This is a genomic window from Azospirillum sp. TSH100, assembly GCF_004923295.1.
GTDB lineage: Bacteria > Pseudomonadota > Alphaproteobacteria > Azospirillales > Azospirillaceae > Azospirillum.
This window is the reverse complement of sequence record NZ_CP039635.1, coordinates 307,478-327,373: the sequence shown is the minus strand read 5'-3', so window position 1 is coordinate 327,373 and position 19,896 is coordinate 307,478. Positions and strand designations below refer to the sequence as shown.

Annotated in this window: 15 protein-coding genes and 1 tRNA gene; 9 read left to right on the top strand and 7 right to left on the bottom strand. The window is 67.0% G+C overall.

Annotation, left to right across the window (positions count from 1 at the left end; genetic code table 11):
• Window positions 1-55: 55 nt before the first annotated feature.
• Together E6C72_RS14140 and E6C72_RS14135 are read left to right on the top strand one after the other, a co-directional pair.
• A complete protein-coding gene (locus E6C72_RS14140; RefSeq protein ID WP_247882140.1) occupies window positions 56-1,003 on the top strand; it encodes a PHB depolymerase family esterase in 948 nt (315 codons plus the stop codon).
• An 8-nt stretch (window positions 1,004-1,011) separates the two neighbouring features.
• Entirely contained in the window at window positions 1,012-2,076 is a 1,065-nt protein-coding gene (locus E6C72_RS14135; protein WP_109443854.1) for a plasmid partitioning protein, read from the top strand.
• A gap of 72 nt (window positions 2,077-2,148) precedes the next feature.
• Here the strand turns inward: E6C72_RS14135 and eno are convergent, their stop codons facing one another.
• Window positions 2,149-3,426: a phosphopyruvate hydratase gene (eno, locus tag E6C72_RS14130; RefSeq protein ID WP_136700761.1), complete on the bottom strand. Its 1,278-nt coding sequence runs from the start codon at window positions 3,424-3,426 to the stop codon at window positions 2,149-2,151.
• Between the two features lie 147 nt (window positions 3,427-3,573).
• Complete coding sequence (locus E6C72_RS14125) at window positions 3,574-4,359, bottom strand: alpha/beta fold hydrolase (RefSeq protein WP_109443803.1); 786 nt, start codon at window positions 4,357-4,359, stop codon at window positions 3,574-3,576.
• Window positions 4,360-4,490: 131 nt separating this feature from the next.
• Here E6C72_RS14125 and murJ point away from each other — a divergent pair, with 131 nt between their 5' ends.
• Window positions 4,491-6,041 (top strand): murein biosynthesis integral membrane protein MurJ, encoded by a 1,551-nt coding sequence (gene murJ, locus E6C72_RS14120; RefSeq protein WP_109443804.1) that lies wholly within the window; start codon window positions 4,491-4,493, stop codon window positions 6,039-6,041.
• A 1-nt stretch (window position 6,042) separates the two neighbouring features.
• On the opposite strand, the gene E6C72_RS14115 is transcribed toward murJ, so the two are convergent.
• Window positions 6,043-6,885 carry a sulfurtransferase gene (locus tag E6C72_RS14115; RefSeq protein WP_109443805.1) on the bottom strand — a complete coding sequence of 281 codons (843 nt, stop codon included), beginning with the start codon at window positions 6,883-6,885 and terminating at the stop codon, window positions 6,043-6,045.
• 239 nt (window positions 6,886-7,124) lie between these two features.
• Between E6C72_RS14115 and fliN the strand changes: the two genes are divergently transcribed.
• Window positions 7,125-7,427: a flagellar motor switch protein FliN gene (fliN, locus tag E6C72_RS14110; RefSeq protein WP_109443806.1), complete on the top strand. Its 303-nt coding sequence runs from the start codon at window positions 7,125-7,127 to the stop codon at window positions 7,425-7,427.
• Between the two features lie 149 nt (window positions 7,428-7,576).
• A complete protein-coding gene (locus E6C72_RS14105; RefSeq protein WP_109443817.1) occupies window positions 7,577-8,836 on the top strand; it encodes a diaminopropionate ammonia-lyase in 1,260 nt (419 codons plus the stop codon).
• On the opposite strand, the gene E6C72_RS14100 is transcribed toward E6C72_RS14105, so the two are convergent.
• Complete coding sequence (locus tag E6C72_RS14100) at window positions 8,817-9,530, bottom strand: hypothetical protein (RefSeq protein ID WP_247876032.1); 714 nt, start codon at window positions 9,528-9,530, stop codon at window positions 8,817-8,819. The two genes, E6C72_RS14105 and E6C72_RS14100, sit on opposite strands and share 20 nt — an antisense overlap.
• A 276-nt stretch (window positions 9,531-9,806) precedes the next feature.
• On the opposite strand from E6C72_RS14100, the gene gatB reads away from it, so the two are divergent.
• Both gatB and E6C72_RS14090 read left to right on the top strand, forming a co-directional pair.
• Entirely contained in the window at window positions 9,807-11,258 is a 1,452-nt protein-coding gene (gene gatB, locus E6C72_RS14095; RefSeq protein ID WP_109443807.1) for an Asp-tRNA(Asn)/Glu-tRNA(Gln) amidotransferase subunit GatB, read from the top strand.
• A 176-nt stretch (window positions 11,259-11,434) separates the two neighbouring features.
• Window positions 11,435-13,231 carry a PAS domain-containing sensor histidine kinase gene (locus E6C72_RS14090; RefSeq protein ID WP_109443808.1) on the top strand — a complete coding sequence of 599 codons (1,797 nt, stop codon included), beginning with the start codon at window positions 11,435-11,437 and terminating at the stop codon, window positions 13,229-13,231.
• A gap of 42 nt (window positions 13,232-13,273) precedes the next feature.
• Here E6C72_RS14090 and E6C72_RS14085 read toward each other — a convergent pair whose 3' ends face one another.
• The gene (locus E6C72_RS14085) at window positions 13,274-13,510 is read right to left on the bottom strand and encodes a hypothetical protein (RefSeq protein ID WP_014188024.1); all 237 of its coding nucleotides are present in this window, start codon (window positions 13,508-13,510) and stop codon (window positions 13,274-13,276) included.
• A gap of 282 nt (window positions 13,511-13,792) precedes the next feature.
• Here E6C72_RS14085 and E6C72_RS14080 point away from each other — a divergent pair.
• A tRNA-Ser gene (locus E6C72_RS14080) sits at window positions 13,793-13,885 on the top strand.
• 539 nt (window positions 13,886-14,424) lie between these two features.
• The gene (locus E6C72_RS14075) at window positions 14,425-16,914 is read left to right on the top strand and encodes an EAL domain-containing protein (RefSeq protein WP_158280231.1); all 2,490 of its coding nucleotides are present in this window, start codon (window positions 14,425-14,427) and stop codon (window positions 16,912-16,914) included.
• Between the two features lie 60 nt (window positions 16,915-16,974).
• Here the strand turns inward: E6C72_RS14075 and uxuA are convergent, their stop codons facing one another.
• A complete protein-coding gene (uxuA, locus tag E6C72_RS14070; protein ID WP_109443810.1) occupies window positions 16,975-18,165 on the bottom strand; it encodes a mannonate dehydratase in 1,191 nt (396 codons plus the stop codon).
• Window positions 18,166-18,215: 50 nt separating this feature from the next.
• On the bottom strand, window positions 18,216-19,739 hold the full coding sequence (locus tag E6C72_RS14065; RefSeq protein WP_109443819.1) for a mannitol dehydrogenase family protein: 1,524 nt from the start codon (window positions 19,737-19,739) through the stop codon (window positions 18,216-18,218).
• Between the last annotated feature and the right edge of the window lie 157 nt (window positions 19,740-19,896).

The following is a 19,896-nucleotide window of genomic DNA, read 5'->3' as shown; positions in this document are numbered from 1 at the left end:
TGCGTGCCTCGCGGTGATCCTGGCGCCGGTGTCGCCGTTCGGCTCCGATGCGGTCATGGCCCAGTCCACCGCGCCGCCGCTCGTCCCGCGCACCGTCGTTCTGGCGAAATCCTCGGCATCGGGGCTGGCGGCCGGCGCCTTCATGGCGATGCAGTTCCATGTCGCCCATTCGGCCGAGATGGCCGGCGTCGGTCTGGTCGCCGGCGGTCCCTATCTCTGTGCCGCCGAGAATCCTCTGTTGGCGGCCGCCTGCATGCAGGGCAATCCGCTGTGGCCGCGCGGCCAGTCCCTCTATGAGGCGACGCAGCCGCTGGTGATGGCCGGGGCGATCGATCCGCTCGACCGGCTGGCGGGCGCGCAGGTCTACCTGTTCAGCGGTCAGTCGGACATGGTGGTGAACCGCAAGGCGGTGGAGGAGGCGGAGGCCTTCTACCGTGCCGCCCGTGTGCCGGCGAACCAGATCCGGATGGAAACCGGGCTGGAGGCCGGCAACGGCTTCATCGCGCCGGGCGGTTCCAACGACTGCACTGCCAACCGCAGCCCGTATGTCAACGCCTGCGGCGACTATGACCAGGCCGGGCGAATCCTGTCGCACATCTATGGCGGCCTCAATCCGCCGGCTCCGGACCTGCCGGCGGCCAGCCCCTTCGACCAGACGCCGTTCGGCGATCCGGAGCGCACGGGGCTGGCGCCCACCGGCTATGTCTATGTGCCGCCGGCCTGCGCGGGCGGGGCGGCCTGTGCCGTGCACATCGTTTTCCACGGATGCCGCCAGTCCGCGACGGATGTCGGCGACGCTGTGACCACCGCCGCCGGATTCAACCGCTGGGCGGTCAACAACAACCTGATCGTGCTCTACCCGCAGCTGTCACCGGGCCGTTCCGCGGATCCGGTGGCCTGCTGGGACTGGGTCGGCAGGACGGGGACGGAATACGCGACGAAGGGCGGGGCGCAGATCGCCGCTGTCCAAGCGATGTTGACAACCCTTGCAGGGCAAAGGTGACCCCACTCATGATGATTTCAAACAAAGCCATTCTGAAGGCCGCCCTGGCGGCGCTCGTCGTCCTGGCGCCGCTTCCCGCCGCGGCGCAAATCAAGCTGTCGGATCTGAAGCTGAAGATCGACCCGGCGCAGACCACGGTGTCGGGCATTTCCTCCGGCGCCTACATGGCCGGGCAGTTCCAGGTCGCCTATTCGGGGCTGGTCAAGGCGGCCGGGCTCGTCGCCGGGGGGCCTTACGACTGCGCCGAGGTGTCGACGGGCGGCGTCGCCACCGCGATCGTGGCGCTGAAGCGCTGCATGGACGTGGCGATGGGCGCGCCCGATGTCGGCGCCCTGGTCGCCAACGCCAAGGCGCGTGAGAAGGCCAAGGAGATCGATCCGCTGTCCAACATGGCACAGTCGAAGATCTACCTGTTCAACGGCGACAATGATGTGACGGTGAAACGGCCGGTCGCCGATGCGACCGAGCAGTTCTATCGGGCGCTGGGGGTAACGGAAGCCAATTTCTCCTATGTGAAGCTGCCGAAGGCGGCCCACGCCTACATCACCGACGGCTACGGCGCCGCCTGCGATTTCATCCCGAAGGAGGGTGAGAAGAGCGAATACATCAACAACTGTCAGTATGATCAAGCGGGCGCCATCGTCCGCTTCTTCTATGCCGACGCCAAGATCCCGAACGCTTCCGTCGCGGCCCGCCAGCCGCAGCTGTTCAATCAGGCGCCCTTCGTCGGCGACACCAGCCGCAGCGGTATGGCGAAGACCGGCTATGTCTATGTTCCGGAAGCCTGTGAAGGCGGCCAGCAGACCTGCCGCATCCATGTCGCCTTCCACGGCTGCCAGATGCCGTCTAACCTGATCGGCGACCATTTCGCCGTCAATGCCGGCTACAATCGCTGGGCCGATGTCAACAACATCGTCGTGCTGTACCCGCAGATCGATGGCGCCGCCAAGCCGACCTCCAACCCGAAGGCCTGCTGGGACTGGTTTGGCTACACCGGCTACGATTTCGCCCGCAAGAGCGGCTTCCAGATGACCGCCGTCCGCAAAATGATCGGCACGCTGGCCGGGGAATAAAGGCAGCGCTTCAAAAATGAGAAAGCCCCTCTCCGGCGGACCGGAGAGGGGCTTTCTCTTAAATTAGACCGATCAGGCCTTCAGGATGCCGCGACCGGCGAAGCGCGCGGCGACGCCGAGCTGTTCCTCGATGCGGATCAGCTGGTTGTACTTGGCGAGGCGGTCCGAACGGCTCAGCGAGCCGGTCTTGATCTGGCCGCAGTTGGTGGCGACCGCCAGATCGGCGATGGTGCTGTCCTCGGTCTCGCCCGAGCGGTGCGACAGGACGGCGGTGTAGCCGGCCTTGTGCGCCATGTCGACCGCCTCCAGCGTTTCCGACAGCGTGCCGATCTGGTTGACCTTCACCAGGATGGAGTTCGCCACACCCTGCCTGATGCCCTGGGCCAGACGCTTGGGGTTGGTGACGAACAGGTCGTCGCCGACCAGCTGCACCTTGTTGCCGATGGCGTCGGTCAGCGCCTTCCAGCCCTCCCAATCGTCCTCGGCCATGCCGTCCTCGATCGAGATGATCGGGTAGCGGCCGGCCAGATCGGCCCAATAGGCGACCATCTGCTCGGGCGACAGCGACTTGCCTTCGCCGGCCAGCTCATACTTGCCGTTCTTGAAGAACTCGGTGGAGGCGGCATCCAGCGCCAGCATGACGTCGTCGCCCGGCTTGTAGCCGGCGGCCTCGATCGCCTTCATGACGAAGCCGAGCGCCTCGTCGGTCGAACCGATGTTGGGGGCGAAGCCGCCCTCGTCGCCGACATTGGTGTTGTGGCCGGCGTCCTTCAGCTTCTTCTTCAGCGACTGGAAGATCTCCGAGCCCATGCGGATGGCGTCGGCGCCGGTCTCCGCACCCACCGGCATGATCATGAATTCCTGGATGTCGATCGGGTTGTCGGCATGGGCGCCGCCGTTGATGATGTTCATCATCGGCACCGGCAGCAGCGAGGCGAAGGCGCCGCCGACATAGCGGTAGAGCGGCAGGCCGGCATCCTCGGCGGCGGCGCGGGCGACCGCCAGCGACACGCCCAGGATGGCGTTGGCGCCAAGGCGGCTCTTGTTCTCGGTGCCGTCCAGGTCGATCATGGCGAGGTCGATTGCGCGCTGGTCGTCGGCCTCCAGGCCGGCGAGCGCATCATAGATCTCGCCGTTGACGGACTCGACCGCCTTCAGCACGCCCTTGCCGCCGAAGCGGTTCTTCTCGCCGTCGCGCAGCTCGACCGCCTCATGGGCGCCGGTGGAGGCGCCCGACGGCACCGCGGCGCGGCCGAAGGCGCCGCTGTCCAGCGCAACGTCGACTTCCACGGTGGGGTTGCCGCGGCTGTCCAGGATTTCGCGGGCGTGAATCTCGGTGATGACGCTCATGATCGGTCGATCCTTCGAGGAATGGCAGCCGCGTTGTCTCGCAGGCCGCGTTTTAAGGCGCGCAGGCTTGATAGCCCCGACGTCCGGGCGATGCAATATCTGCTTCGGCTTACAACCCGGTGCGGATGCGGGGATCGGTGCCGGGCATCACAGGAATCCCTCCACCATCGCGGCGAATTCGGCCGGGCGTTCGGCATGCAGCCAATGTCCGACCCCCTCGATCATGCGGATTTCCGCCTTGGGAAAATGGCGGCGGATGGCATCGTGATGCTCCGGCCGGATGTAGTCCGACGCGCCGCCGCCGATGAACAGGGCGGGGCCGTCATAGCGCGCGGCGCCGAAATCCGGGAAACCGATCAGCCCCGCCATGTTCGCCCCGATGGAGTCGAGGTTGATCCGCCAGGAGAAGACGCCGTTCTCCAACACCAGATTCTGCATCAGGAAGGAGCGCAGCGGCGCCTCCGGCACGGCGTCGGCCAGCTGGGCCTCGACCTCCGGCCGGCGGCTGACGCCTTCCAGCTTCGCGCCCTTCATGGCGGCGACATAGGGTGCATGGGTGTGGGTGTAGGCGACGGGGGCGATGTCGGCGACCACCAGCCGCTCCACGCGGTCGGGATGGGCCAGCGCCAGCGCCATGGCGGTCTTGCCGCCCATCGAATGGCCGACGATGGTGGCGCGGGCGAAGCCGCGGTCGTCGAGGAAGCGCAGCACGTCGGCCGCCATCTCCGGATAGCTCATGCCGTCGGCCCAAGGCGCGCCGCCGTGGTTGCGCAGATCCAGCGCATAGACCCGACGCGATTCGCCGAAGCGGCGGGCCAGCGTCTGCCAATTGCGGGCCGATCCGAACAGGCCGTGCAGGATCAGCATCGGCGTTCCGCCATTGGCTTCGCCGGCTTCCAGATAGGTCAGGGGGAGGGCTTGCTGCTGCGCCATGTCGGGGCCTTCGACCGTGAGGAGTGGAGATGCGTTCTGGACGAATGCGGGCGGCGATCCTATGACGAACACGGCCGTGCCGCTAGGATGCCGCCGGGCCAATTCTGCACCACAAGAGCGACCCTGCCATCGTGTTCCGTCATATCCTGTCTGTCGGCGGCCTGACCCTGGCCAGCCGGGTGCTCGGTTTCCTGCGCGACGTGCTGACCGCGGCGCTGCTCGGCGCCGGGCCGGTCGCTGACGCCTTCTTCGTCGCCTTCCGGCTGCCGAACCATTTCCGCGCCCTGTTCGCGGAGGGGGCCTTCAACTCCGCCTTCGTGCCCCTGTTCTCCGGCAAGCTGGTGCAGGACGGCGCCGCATCCGCCCGCCGCTTCGCCGATGAGGTGATGACCCTGCTGGTCATCGTGCAGCTGGCGCTGCTGCTGGCGGTGCTGGCCTTCATGCCGCAATTCATGACCGTCTTCGCCCCCGGCTTCGCCGACGAGCCCGAGAAGTTCCGGCTGGCGGTGCTGTTCACCAGCATCACCTTTCCCTACCTGTTGCTGATCTCGCTGGTGTCGCTCTATGGCGGCGTGCTGAACAGCATGAGCCGCTTCGGCTCCGCCGCCGCAGCCCCGATTCTGATGAATCTGTGCCTGATCGCGGCGCTGGTGGTCGGCACGCCGCTGATGCCGACGGCCGGGCACGCGCTGTCCTGGGGTGTGCTGGCGTCGGGTATCGCGCAGTTTCTCTATCTGGCCTGGGACGCAAGGCGGGCCGACATGACCCTGCGGCCGGTGCTGCCGCGCCTTTCGCCCGACGTGAAGCGCTTCCTCAAGGTGTTGGGGCCGGCGGCGCTGGGGTCCGGCCTGACGCAGATCAGCCTGTTCGCCGACACGCTGATCGCCTCGGCCCTGCCGACCGGTGCGGTGTCCTACCTCTATTATGCGGACCGGCTGAACCAGCTGCCGCTGGGGGTGATCGGCATCGCGGTCGGGACCGTTCTGCTTCCGGAAATGTCCAAGCGGATCAAGAGCGGTGACGAGGCCGGCGCGGTCGACAGCCAGAACCGCGCCATCGAGCTGTCGCTGGTGCTGACCCTGCCGGCGGCCATCGCCTTCCTGGTGGCGGGCACACCGATCCTGTCGGTGCTGTTCCAGCGCGGTGCCTTCGGCCCGTCGGACGCCGCGGCCTCCGCCGTGACCCTGCAGGCCTATGCGCTGGGGCTGCCGGCCTTCGTGGTGATCCGCAGTCTGGTCAACGGTTTCTACGCCCGTCATGACACGGCAACGCCGGTGCGGGTCGCGCTGGCGGCGGTCGGCATCAATGTGGCGCTGAAGCTGGCGCTGATGGGGCCGCTGTCACAGGTCGGGCTGGCGGTCGCCACCTCCGTCGGCGCTTGGGTCAATGCCGGTCTGCTGGCGTTGCTGCTGCATCGCCGCGGCCTGTTCTGCGCCGACGCGCGGCTGACCCGCAATCTGCCGCGCATGACCATCGCCGCCGTCGCCATGGCAGGCGCCCTGTGGCTGGCGACGGAGCGGCTTTCTCCCTGGCTGGGCGCGGCCGGCCTGATCGAGCGGCTGGGCGGGCTGACAATTCTTGTGGTGGTCGGACTGGTCGTCTATGCCGTCGCCGCGGTGCTCTTGGGGCTGGTGCGGCGCAGCGACCTCGGCCGTCTGCGCCGCCGCCGGGCGAAGGCGTAGATCAGCCTTCGGTCTGCAAGGGCCGCTGCGGATCGGCGCTCCATTCCGACATGGAGCCGTCATAGAGCCGCACGCCCGGCACACCCGCGATCTCGCTCAGCGCGAACCAGGACACGGACGCCAGATGGCCGGTGTTGCAAAAGGTGATCGGCTGGTCGCGCAGGGGCAAACCGGCCCGACCGGCCAGCGCCTTCACCGCGTCGGGCGAGGCGAAGCGATGTTCGGCCGCCGAGAAGAGCGGGGTGATATCGAGATTCACCGCGCCGGGGATGGTGCCGGCGGCGCGGGCCTGCGGGCTCTTGGCCTTGCCGGCGAACTGCTCGGCCGAGCGGGCATCATGCAGCGGAACGGTACCGGCCTTCACGGCGGCGTCGACATCGTTCAGGGTGGCGCGCAGGTCGGTGCGGGGGTGGACGGAGAAGGTCACCGGCTTGCGCTCCGCCGGCAGCGGATCGAGCGGGCCGCCGGCCGCGATCCAGCCGGCAAAGCCGCCGTCCAGCACCGATACCGCATCATGGCCCAGCATCCTGAAGGTCCAGTAGACGCGGGTGGCATTGCCCATGTCGGACGCATTGGCACCGGCCGCAACCAGCACCACATGGTCGCCGTTGCCGATCCCCAGGCCGCCGATCAGCCCCGCCAGAACTCCAGAGTCCGGCAGCATTCCGGCCCCGCCACCGACCACAGTCCGCCAGCCGGCCGTTGCGTAGTCGGAATGAACCGCTCCCGGAACAAAGCCGCCAGTGGGCGGGGTTCGCACGTCGAGGACAATGATGCCGGGGCTGTCGAGCCGGCTTTTCAGCCAGAAAGCGTCCACAAGCGGGGAAATGCTGCTGTCGGTCATCAGGATGAACCCGGTTCCGGTTGGTCGATACCCTGACCTGCCGGGATTGTTGCGTATCAGCAACGAAAAGGCCGGCAGGTTGGCGGGCCGACAGTGTGGGCGAAGCGCCGGTGCGGGAAAAGCCCAATCTTGTCGCAAGGCCCCACCGGTCGGTGGCGTTGCCGGCCAGCCCGTCCGGGGTGTAGGATGCTCCATTCGTGTAAGAAGGCGCCCATTCCGGCGCGGGAGCTTGGACAGCCATGGCCAACATCGACGACCTGCTCGGCGCGCCCGATCCCAACGACGGCGATGCCTCGGCCTTCGCCATCGGCGACGCGCCGGTGGAGATCAAGGTCGTGATCGGTACCGCCATGCTCCGCGTCCGCGATCTGCTGAAGCTGGGCCGCGGCGCCGTGGTGGAACTCGACCGCCACCTGAAGGACCCGACCGACGTCTATGTCGAAGGCGTGCTGGTCGCGCGCGGAGAGGTGGCGATCATTGACGACAAGATCGGCGTCACCCTGACCGACTTCATCAAGTCCAGCCGCGAATGGAAGCGCTGAGCCCGGCGCTTTGCCTTTATCGATGCTTCATTCGGTAGCAGCCGTGCTTGCGCTGGCGTCTTGACGGCGGGCGATGGCTTCTGGTCTCGTTGACGGCGGTCGTGGGAAGTGCCGTCGCCGACGGCGTCGCCGGCCCGGAGAGCGAAGCCATGCCGCACACCGCCGTCTCCCCCTCCTCCTGCCTGCCTCGTCATTTCTCCAATCCCAACGCCGACCATGAACGGGTCTATGGCCCGTCGGAACGCGCGATCCTCAGCCGCGCCGCCTTCGAGGAGGCGATGGCGGAGATCGGCGCCTGGCCGGGCTATGCGCCCACTCCGCTGCGTTCCCTGCCCGGACTGGCACGGGAGGCCGGGATCGACCGCCTCTGGTACAAGGACGAAAGCACCCGCTTCGCGCTCGGCAGCTTCAAGGCGCTGGGCGGGGCCTATGCCGTGCTGCGGCTGCTGGCGCGGGAGGTGACGGTGCGGGTGCCCGGCGTGCCGGTGACGGCACTGGACCTCGTCGTTGGCCGATACGCCAAGGTGACGCGGACGCTGACCGTCACCACCGCGACCGACGGCAACCATGGCCGGTCGGTCGCCTGGGGGGCGCAGGTGTTCGGCTGCAATTGCGTGGTGTATGTGCCAGCCGCCTGTTCGCCCGGTCGCCGCGCCGCCATCGAGGCGTACGGCGCGCGGGTGGTGGTGGTGGACGGGCCCTATGACGATGCCGTGCGCTACGCCGCCGCCGACGCCGCGGAACAGGGCTGGTTCGTCGTCTCCGACACCTCCTACACGGGCTATATGGACGTGCCCCGCGACGTCATGCAGGGCTATACCGTGATGGTGGAGGAGGCGATCTCGCAGCTTCCCGCCAGCGAACGGCCGACCCACGTCTTCGTGCAGGGGGGCGTCGGTGCGCTGCCCGCCGCGGTCTGTGGGCATCTGTGGGAAAGCTGGGGCCGCCAGCGCCCACGCTTCGTGGTGGTGGAGCCGCACAGCGCCGACTGCCTGTACCAGAGCGCCGTCGCCGGCCGGCCGGTGAGGGCGCAGGGCGATCTCGACACGGTGATGGCCGGGCTTGCCTGCGGCGAGGTTTCGCTGCTGGCCTGGGCGATCCTGGAGCGCGGCGCCGACGATTTCCTGACCATCCCTGACGAAGGCGCCGTGACCGCCATGCGCAAGCTGGCGGAAGGCGGGCATGGCGGGCGGCCGGTTGTGGGCGGCGAATCCGGCGTCGCCGGGCTGGCTGGGCTTTTGTGTGCCGCCGCCCATGAGGAGGTGCGGCTGGCGCTGGGCCTCGTGCCCGACGCGCGCGTGCTCGTGTTTGGGACGGAGGGGGCGACCGATCCCGAAGTATATGAGCGGATCGTCGGCCGGTCGGCTGAGATGGTGGCCGAAGGACTGCTCAGCGCAGCAGGTCGGTGACGATGTTGGCTCCGTCGGCGGTCAGGCGGTCGGCGGTTTCGCGATAGTCGCGGGCGCCGGAGAAGCCGCCTTCGGCGGTCACGCGCCGGATCCAGGCTGGCGAGGCACCAAGCGATACCAGACGCTCGACCATCGTCTGGGTGGAGCGCATGGTCATCCGGCCATTTTCCGCCATCCGTGGGGCATGCACCATGAATTCCGCCCGCGGCGCCGCGTAGCGCGGATAACCGGCGAGATAGAGGCCGACGCACATGCTTTCACAGGAGTCGCCGTCGCGCACCCGGGTGGCGACCGGCCGTCCGCCCTGGCGTTCGGCCAGCACGGCGTCGATCATCCGGTAGCCAGCCGCGGTGAAACCGCCGGGGCTGGACAGTTCGATCACCAGCGGGCGGCGGGCCGGCAGGGCGTGCAGGGTGTCGACGAAGCTGCGCTCCGCTCCAGGCGTGATGATGCCGTCCAGGCGCAGGACGGTGACGTCGCCCTGGTCGTTGCGTGACATCGCTGCATCGGGAAACTCGGAGGAGGCGGGAGCCGCCGGCACCGGATTGACGGCGACCGGCGCGGCGCTGGCCGGGTTGAGCGACAGGCCGTCGGGCTGGGTGGCGGCATGGCCGAGGGCTGCACCCGCGATCAGCAGCGCACCCAGACCGAACCCGAACCCGACCTTCCGCAGCAGCTTTTGCACCGACATCATACCCTCCCGCGCCCGATCCGTTCAGCGTGGCGGTCAAAGCTTGCCCGAGGGTTAACGGCCTGTCTGTGGCGGGCCGCACAATGGAGGTAGGAGGGGAGGTAGGAGGGGAGGTACGAGGAGGCCGGGAAAGAGGCCGGGAAAGCCGCGTCGCGATAAAGCGTGCGCGCGGCCGCAAAGGGCGTTAGAAGAAACAGGATTCCAAGGGTATGGCCGGGGCGTCCTTTCCAAGGGCGACGCCTGTCCAGTCCCGTGCCGTGAACGTCGAAGAGCGGAACGATGTCGTACATCCAGGGTGAAACGGGCGATTGGGAAGTCGTGATCGGGCTTGAGGTCCATGCCCAGGTGATTTCGAACGCGAAGCTGTTCTCCGGCTCCGCCACCGAATTCGGGGCCGAGCCGAACAGCCAGGTCAGCTTCGTCGACGCCGCGTTCCCCGGCATGCTGCCCGTCATCAACGAATATTGTGTCGAACAGGCGGTGCGCACCGGTCTGGGCCTGAAGGCCGAGATCAACCTGCACTCGGTCTTCGACCGCAAGAACTACTTCTACGCCGACCTGCCGCAGGGCTACCAGATCAGCCAGTTCCTGCAGCCGATTGTCGGCAAGGGCGAGATCGTGCTGGACCTGCCGGACGGCACCAGCCGCACGGTCGGCGTCACGCGCCTGCACCTGGAGCAGGATGCCGGCAAGTCGCTGCACGACCAGCACCCGTCCAAGACCTACATCGACCTGAACCGGTCGGGCGTGGCGCTGATGGAGATCGTGTCGGAACCCGACATGCGCAGCTCGGAAGAGGCCGGCGCGTATGTGCGCAAGCTGCGCTCGATCCTGCGCTATCTCGGCACCTGCGACGGCAACATGGAGGAAGGCTCCATGCGCTGTGACGTCAACGTGTCGGTGCGCAAGCCGGGCGAGCCCTTCGGCACCCGCTGCGAGATCAAGAACGTCAACTCGATCCGCTTCGTCATGCAGGCGATCGAGTATGAGGCGCGCCGCCAGATCGAGATCATCGAGGAAGGCGGCAAGATCGACCAGGAGACCCGTCTGTGGGACACGACCAAATTCGTGACCCGCTCCATGCGGTCGAAGGAAGAGGCGCACGACTACCGCTATTTCCCCGATCCCGACCTGCTGCCGCTGGAACTCGACGCAGCGTGGGTGGAAGACATCAAGAAGACGCTGCCCGAACTGCCGGACGACAAGAAGGCCCGCTTCATCGAGGACTACAAGCTGTCGGTCTATGACGCCGGCGTGCTGGTCTCGGAGAAGTCGAAGGCCGACTATTTCGAGGCGGTTGCCAAGGGCCGCGATCCGAAGCTGGCCTCCAACTGGGTTACCGGCGAGCTGTTCGGCTATCTGAACAAGGCTGGCAAGGAGATCGAGGAGAGCCCGGTGTCGGCCGAGAATCTCGGCGGCCTGATCGACCTGATCGCCGACAACACCATCTCCGGCCGCATCGCCAAGGAGGTCTTCGAGACGATGTTCGAGACCGGCGAGAAGGCCGCCGACATCGTCGAAAAGAAGGGCCTGCGTCAGGTCACCGACACCAGCGCGATCGAGGGATCGATCGACGCCGTGCTGGCCGCCAACGCCGACAAGGTCGCGGAGTTCCGCAGCGGCAAGGACAAGCTGTTCGGCTTCTTCGTCGGTCAGGTGATGAAGGCGACCCAGGGCAAGGCCAACCCGGCCATGGTCAACGAAATCCTGATGAACAAGTTGAAAGGCTAAGCGGCTTTTCCCGGTCGGCGGATGGAAATCTCCGTCCCGTCCGAAAGAATGTTTGAGGAAAGCCTCTCCGCCCGGCGGAGGGGCTTTTTTCTTGGGTGTAGCCGCTCCCTAAGGCAAAGCCACAGTTGAATTTTCCCGGTTTCCGCCGTCACAGTGCTGGAAACGGTGGAGGAACCATGGCGGCGGAGCCGGTAACGGTGGCGCTGGCGGCTGGTGCCGTCGGCGGACTGCTCGGGGTGCTGCTGGGCCGGTATGCCGGTCGCCGGGCGCTCCACCGTTCGCCACCTTCATTGCAGCAGTCAGCCGATCCCGCCAACGCCCAGCCGCCGCACCCCCTGCATGAGCCGGAGATCGGCCAAAGGCTGGAGATGGCGCTGGAGGCGACCGGTGCCGCGGTGTGGGACGCCGATCTGGTGGCCGGGACCTGCTGGTGGTCGGACACCTTTCCGCGAATGCTGGGCTATCGCACGCGGCCGGCCATGCCCCCCGATTTCTGGGAGCGGCGGCTGCACGCGGAGGACCGCGAACGGGTGCTGGCCCACATCGCCTCTCATCTGGCGGGTGAGACCCCGGCCTATGCCTACAGCTACCGGCTTCGCCATGAGGGCGGTGGCTGGGTGTGGATCGCCGCCAAGGGCCGTGCCTTCCGTGACGAGAGTGGTCGGGCGGTGCGCTATGCCGGCATCATGACCGACATTACCGAAGCCCGTCGGCAGGAGGAGCGGCTGCGCGCCAGCGAGGAACGGCTGCTGAAGATCATGGAGGCGGCGCCCATCGCGGTGAACGTCACCACGCGGGACGGTCGCTGGCTGTTCTGCAACGCCCAGTCGGCACGGCTGATGGGCCGTGATCGGGCAGCACTGATGCGCACCCCGGTGGCCGACCTCTATGCAGACCCCGCCGATCGCGATGAGTTGATCGCCCGATTCGACCGGGAAGGCGCTTTCCGCAATGCCGAGATCCGGTTCCGCCGCCTGGACGGCAGCGTCGTCTGGGTTCTGTCCTCGTGGAACAGCATCGAGCTGGATGGCGAATCGGCGCTGCTGACCTGGCTCTACGACATCACCGACCGCAAGGCTGCCGAATCGGCGATGATCGAGGCCAGGGAAGAGGCCGAGCGCGCGCTGGCCGACCTGCGCGAGGCGCAGGAAAGCCTGATCCAGGCCGAGACCATGGCCTCGCTCGGGCAGCTGGTGGCGGGGGTGGCGCACGAGATCAACACGCCGATCGGTATCGGACTGACCGCCGCCAGCCACATCGGCGAACAGGCGCAGATTCTGCGGGAGCGCTTCACCGGCAATGCGCTGCGCCGGTCGGAATTCCTGGAGTTCCTGGATGGCCTGAGCGAAAGCAGCCGTCTGCTGATGGCCAACATCGACCGCGCTGCGTCGTTGGTGCAGAGCTTCAAGCAGGTGGCGGTCGATCAGTCGTCCGGAGACCGGCGGGTGTTCGAGTTGGGCAGCTATATCCACGAGCTGCTGTTCTCGCTGCGTCCGCGTCTGAAGCGCACCAACCTGAAGGTGGTGGTGGAGTGCGATGACGATCTGACGATGGACAGCTTTCCCGGCGCGCTGGGGCAGGTGCTGACCAATCTGGTCATCAACGCCATCGTCCATGCCTATGGTGACTGCGACAGGGTGGCCGACCGTGTGGCCGAAAAGCCGATCGGCACGATCAGGATCACCGCGCAGGCGGACGGGGCTGACCGCGTCCGGATCGACTTCATCGATGACGGCGCCGGAATCGCGCCGGAACATCTGTCGAAGGTCTTCGACCCCTTCTTCACCACCAAGCGCGGGCAGGGTGGCTCCGGCCTGGGCTTGCATATCGTTTTCAACACGGTCACCGGTCCGCTGGGCGGCACGGTGACCGTCCAATCCTGGCCGGGGCAGGGGACCCGCTTCACCATCCAGCTGCCGCGCGAGGCGCCGGCGATGCAGCCGGCCACCGCGACCGAGCCGGCGCTGAACTGACGCCGGACCGCAATCCCGCCACGCCGTCCTGCCGGAAGCCGCTCAGGCGACGTGCAGTTCGTGGAATTGCAGATGCTTGGGCCGACGGCCGCGGCGCTTGGGAGCCGCGAAGTTGGCGAGCGCGCCGTTTTCCCCGCGCAGTTCGGCGTTCAGTTCCTGCACGCAGCGTTGCAGCAGTTCCTTTTCACGCTGGTCTTCGCGGTCGGTGATTTCCAGGCAGCTCAGCTTGATCTCGACGAGGTCGATCAGTGTTTCGGCGCAACGGCGTGACAGGGTCATGGCATCCTCCACGGCGACGGGGTGCGGCGTCACTGACCGGCGGGGCTCTGACGGGTTCAACCCCCACGCGACCGAGTCGTTCGTCACCCGAGCTTTTTATTGCTCATGGTGGCATCATAACCGCCTTCCGTTAAAAATAGGCTAAAATTTTATACAGATTTGTCTCTTCCCGATGATTTTCGGGAAAAGCGGATTTGTGGCTTTGTAAGCGTTGACAAGGGTACGGCCGGCCGTTAGAACGCTCCCCACGCCAGCGGTGACCCACGGGAAACCGCACTGGCTGGAGGGGTGGCCGAGTGGCTGAAGGCAACGGTTTGCTAAACCGTCATAGGGTTTAAAGCCCTATCGTGGGTTCGAATCCCATCCCCTCCGCCACCTTGCTTGGCGGGCGCCAAGCCATTGAATTCCATGAAAACTTGATGCACCGACCTGCGGCGGCGAGAGAGCAATCTTGCGGCTGCTTCGTGCTGTCGGGCTGAGCGTCTGCATTCCGACCTCTTGGCTTCGCAAGTCCCGCTGCTGAACGCCGCTTCGTGGGGTGGGTTGGCCGCGGATGTGCTTCCTGTCGCTGACGAGCCCGGCGCCATTTCCTTGCACCGTTCCGATTGCCGCGGGATTCCGGGGGGCGGCTGCCTGTTTGTGTTCACTCAAGGACAGGCAGGACTCCGCAGCGGATAAGCGGCGGAGGTGGGGAAAGATTGATACGCTGTGCCTGCAAACTGTTCCTATAAGCGGAAAATTAACAGGAAGCTGGGTAGAATAATTGTGATATCCGGAATTTGGTAAGCGTCGCGATGATCTCGCCCCCAACTCCAGGAACCTTCTGTCACGCCACGGGCGATGCGCGTCGACTTAATGTCGTCGGCCTGCTTTTTGTCGTCATGGTTGTATTTACCGTTGCGTTTGTGCTGTTCATGACGCTTGAGACGGCGCGGCGGATCGATGCGGCAACGGCCGAGCGGACGAAGGCCGAGATCGCCGACGCCGTTGCCGATCTGACCACGGCTATGGGAAAGAAGGCCGAGGAATACAGCCTGTGGAACGACGCCGTCGATCATCTGGTCGTCGCGTTTGACAGAGACTGGGCCTACGCCAATGTCGGCCCCTATGCGGAGCGGCTCTGGGGACTCGACCGTTCCTACGCCTGGAACGGAGGGGACGGGCTGATCTACGCCTCGAAGGACGGCGCCCTGCGCGAGGATATGGAAGTGGCCGCGCAGGAGGTGGTCGATCTGCATGAGGTGCTGGTGGCGGCGCGCACCGCCGGGAAACCGACCGGCGGCATCGTCCATGTCGGGCAGACGCCCTTCGTTTTCGGTGCCCGGGTGATCGAGTATGAGAAAGGGCACGCCCAGCTTCCGCCGGATCCCGCCAAACCGGTCCAGATCTTCCTGACCCGGCTCGACTTGGAGCTGGCGAAGCTCGCCGCTTCGCGGCGGATCGCCGATCTGCGCATCGTCCCGGCCGACGGGCCGGTTCCGCCCGCCGTCTCCAGCCTGCCCTTGAGGAGCATCGCCGGGACGTCGTTCGGCGTGCTGGCCTGGGCGCCCGAACAGCCCGGCCGCACCCTGTTGCGGGAGACCGCCCCCTATGCCGGTGGCTTCATGCTGGCGCTGGTGGCACTGCTGTTCCTGTTCCAGCGCGTGCTGCAACGGCTGAAGCGCCAGGAACCGCTGCGCCTCAGCGAGGCGCGGCTGGCGCAGGCCCAGCGCGTCGCCAAGCTGGCCTACACCGTTCATCTGCCCGAAGACCGGCTGGAGGTCTCGGCCAATTTCCGTGAACTGATCGGCCTGCACAACGAGCAGGTATCGGCCGCGTCGGAGCCGCTGACCGTCGGGCTCTATCTCGACCGCGTGATTCCGGACCAGCGGCTGGAAATTCAGGATACCTATCGCCGCGCCTGGGAGGAGAACACGCGCTTCGACGTCGAATACCGCATCGCCCGTCCCGGCGGCGGCCATCTGGACCTTCAGGAGGTGGGGGAACCCTTCCATGACGCCGACGGCCTCGTTCTTGGGTTGATCACCGCGATCCAGGACATCACCGCGCGTCGCCGGGCGGAGGAGACGATCCGCCATCAGGCCAATTACGACGCGTTGACCGGGCTGCCAAACCGGCCGCTGTTCTATGACCGGCTGCGTCAGGCGTTGCGCCGTGCGGCACGCGACAGGACGCCCGTGGCGCTGCTGTTCATCGATCTGAACCGCTTCAAATGGGTCAATGACACATTGGGCCATCAGACCGGTGACGTGCTGCTGCGTGAGGCTGCCCAGCGGATGGCGGCCTGCGTCCGCGGGTCGGAGACCATCGCGCGGATCGGCGGCGACGAGTTCACCGTCATCCTGTCGGATGTCGGCGACACCGGGGAGGTGGAGAAGGTCGCCCGCCGCCTGCTCGACAGTCTGGGCGCGCCCTTCCATATCGCCGGCCAGACCCTGCATATTTCCGCCAGCATTGGCGTCACCTTCGCGCCGGACCAAGGCACCGACCCGGAGCTTCTGGTGAAGAATGCCGACGTCGCGATGTACCATGCCAAGCGGCAGGGGACGGCCAACTGGGTCTTCTACGATCCGGGAATGGACGCCGATGAGTTGGCCCATCTGCGGATGGAGAACGACCTGCACGAGGCGCTGGCGAAGGGCCAGCTGGCGCTGTTCCTCCAGCCAGTGGTGGAGGTCGGCAGCGGCCTGCTGGCCGGCGCGCAGGCGGAGGTGCGCTGGAACCATCCCGAGCGCGGTCAGCTGGCGCCCGCCGACTTTCTGCATCTGGCGGAGGCGAACGGGCTGATGCTGCAGATCGGCTCCTGGCTGCTGGACGCCGCCTGCCGGCAACTGGCGGACTGGCGTGGCCGCGGTGCCGAAGGCTTGCGGCTGACGGTGCCGGTGTCCATCCTGCAGCTGAAGCATCCCGGTTTCGACGAGGAGGTCGCCGGCTGCCTCGGCCGCCACGGTGCTTCGCCGGACCGGTTGATCTTGGAACTGCCGGAGGCCGCGATGCTGGCGCCATCGGCGGAGATGACGCGGACGATGCAGACCCTGCGGCTGCTGGGCGTCGCCTTCTCGGTTGGCGGATTCGGTACCGGTTACGCATCGCTCGGCCATTTGCGGCGGCTGCCGGTGGAATTCCTGAAGATCGATCAGGCTATTTTGCGGGACGTCGTCCGCACCCCGGCCAATCATGACATGGTGCATGCCATCGTGGCGCTGGCCCGCAGTATGAACCTGACGGTGATCGCCGAAGGGGTGGAGACGGGGGAGCAGCGGATGCTGGCCGGCGAGGTTCGCTGTGGCTTCGTCCAGGGCGGCTTGCTTGGGCCGCCGGTGCCGGCCGGGGCATTCGACCTCGCCGTCAGGCCGGTCGCCCAGGTCAGCCGGGAAGCCATCGGGGAGGACGGGCAAGACTGAAGGCGGCGGGGGCCGTCTCCCCGCACTGGAGACGGACCCCGCCGCCGGTCCCGCTACATGTCAGGCTACCCGCTTGTCGCGGAAGGCTTCGATGGTGCGCATCACGCCGCGCAGTTCAGCCAGTCCCTTCAGGCGCCCGACGAAGGAATAGCCGGGATTCATCGTCTGGCCGATGTCGTCGCCCAGCAGATGGCCGTGGTCGGGGCGCATCGGGATTTGGGCGTCGGCGCGGCCGGCCTGCCGGCGGCGGGCTTCCTCGTCGATGATCGCCGCGGCCACGCCGATCAGGTCGGTATCGCCGCCGAGATGGTCGGCCTCATAGAAGGAGCCGTCCGGCTCGTGCGTGGTGTTGCGCAGATGGACGAAGTGGATGCGCGGGGCGAACTCCTTCGCCATCGCCACCAGATCGTTCTTCGGGTTGGAGCCGAAGGACCCCGTGCACAGGGTCAGCCCGCAGGCCTCCTGCGGCACGGCATCGAACAGCGCCCGCACGTCTTCCGCGGTGGACATCACCCGCGGCAGGCCAAAAATGGGGAAGGACGGGTCATCGGGGTGGATGCACAGCCGCACCCCTTCCTCTTCGGCCACGGGCGTGATTTCGCGCAGGAACTCGATCAGGTTGGCGCGCAGATCCTCGACGCCGATCTCCTGGTACAGTTCCAGCATGCCGCGGAAGCTGTCGCGGTCATAGGCGAAGTCGCGGGCCGGCAGCCAGTCGATCAGGTTGCGCTCCAGCTCCGCCACCTGTTCCACCGTCATCGCCTCGAACCGCGTCTTGGCGGCCGCGATATGGGCAGGGTCGTAGCTCGCTTCCGCATTGCGGCGCTTCAGCACGAACAGGTCGTAGGCGGCGAAATCGACGCTGTCATAGCGCAGGGCATAGCCGCCGTTCGGCAGCCGGTGCATCAGGTTGGTCCGGCTCCAGTCGGTGATGACCATGAAGTTGTAGCAGATCACCGGGATGCCGGCCCGCGCCACATTGCGGATCGACTGCTTGTAATTGTCGATCTTGGTGCGGAAGTCGCCGGTGCGCGTCTTGATCTCCTCACCGACGCCGATGCTTTCCACCACGTCCCAGGTCAGGCCGGCGGCCTCGACCATGGCGCGGCGCTTCTGGATCTCCTCGGGCGTCCAGACGCTGCCCTGGTTCATGTGGTGCAGCGCGGTGACGATGCCGGTGGCACCGGCCTGACGGGCCTTTTCCAGGGTGACGGGATCGTCCGGGCCGAACCAGCGCCAGGTTTCCTGCATGATTATGGTCCTTTCAAATACGGGTGCGGGGGGCCGAAGCCGCCGTTTGGTCAGGGGGTGCCAAGGAAGGTGGTAAGCGTCTTGCGGACGCCGACATTCATCAGATTGTCGAGATGCCGGATGACCGCGCTGCGGAAGACGGGTTCCGCCACCAGTTCCGGTGCGAAGATGTCCTCGATGGCGAACAGCGCGGCGGCCAGGGCGTCGGCATTGCCGCCATGAGTGCCGGCGATGCGGGTCAGCCGCGCTGCCATCGGATCGGCGACCGCGTAGGCGGTGCCGGACTCGTCCTTTTGCAGCAGGAAACGCATCCAGGCGGCGACGGCCAGCGGGATTACCGCCGGGACCTTGCCGGCGGCGAACAGCTCGCGCGCCGGTTCCAGCAGGCGCGGCGGCAGCTTCTGCGAGCCGTCGGACGAGATCTGGATGGTGCGGTGGCGGATGCCGGGGTTGCGGAAGCGCGCTTCCAGCGCCGCGGTGTAGGCGGGGATGTCGGTTCCCGGCACCGGCGGCAGGGTGGGGATCAGGTCTTCCGCCCACAGGCGCCGCATGACGGCGGGCAGTTGTGGATCGGCCATGGCTCCGGCAATCGTCTCGATGCCGGCGATGACCGACAGATAGGCCAGCAGCGAATGGGCGCCGTTCAGGCAGCGCAGCTTCATCAGCTCGAAAGGGTGGACGTCGTCGACCAGGATGGCGCCGGCCTTTTCCCAGACCGGGCGGCCGAGCGGGAAACGGTCCTCGATCACCCATTGCTTGAAGGGCTCGCTCACCACCGGCCATTCATCGTGGCAGCCGGTCGCCTCCTCCACCGTGGCCCGGTCGGCGTCCTGGGTGGCGGGGGTGATGCGGTCCACCATGGTGCAGGGGAAGCTGACCTGCCCAGCGATGTAGGCGGCAAGGTCCGGATCGCACAGTTCGGCGTAACGGACGACGATGCCCCGCACTTTGATGCCGTTCTGGGCGAGGTTGTCGCAGACCAGCACGGTGAAGGGCGGTATCCCTGCGGTGCGGCGGCGGCGGATCGCCTCCGCCAGCAGGCCGGGCACGCTGCGCGGCTTGGCGGAATCGGCGAGGTCGGCGCGGATCAGCGGGTGCGTCTCGTCCAGCGCGCCGGTGGCGGCGTCCTGGCAATAACCCTTCTCGGTCACCGTCAGGGTGACGATGCGGATCTCCGGCGTCGCCAGCAGGGCGAGCACCTCGTCCAGCTGGTCGGCGGTGGCCATGGCGTCGAGGAAGGAACCGACGACGCGCAGCCGGTCGCGCGTCTCATCGCGCACCAGCAGGGTGTAAAGGCAATCCTGTGGCTTCAGAGCGTCGCGGATCGCCGGCGACAGCGGGTCGACCCCGACGATGCCCCAGCCGGTGTCGCCAGTCGCCAGCACGTCGTCGGTGTAGGTGGCGAGATGGGCGCGGCAGAACGCGCCGAGGCCGATATGGACGATGCCCGGTGTCACCGCGGCGCGGTCGTATGCGGGACGCTCGACGGTTGGCGGCAGGCTGTTCAGGGAAGCGGTGGAAAGACGGGTTTGGGAAGGACGGGCCGCCAGCAGGGCGGTGTTCGCGTCGGGCATGATGGGCTCCGGGTCGCGGCGGTCGCTGCGGTCTCCCTGGCCGCTGCCCCCCGGGGGCAGTGCGGCAGTGCAGGTGGGCCGGTGCACCGTCATTCGGTAGATTTGACGTTGGTCGGGAAGGCTCCGGGGCGGGACGCCCCGGAGTGTCGCGGGCGAG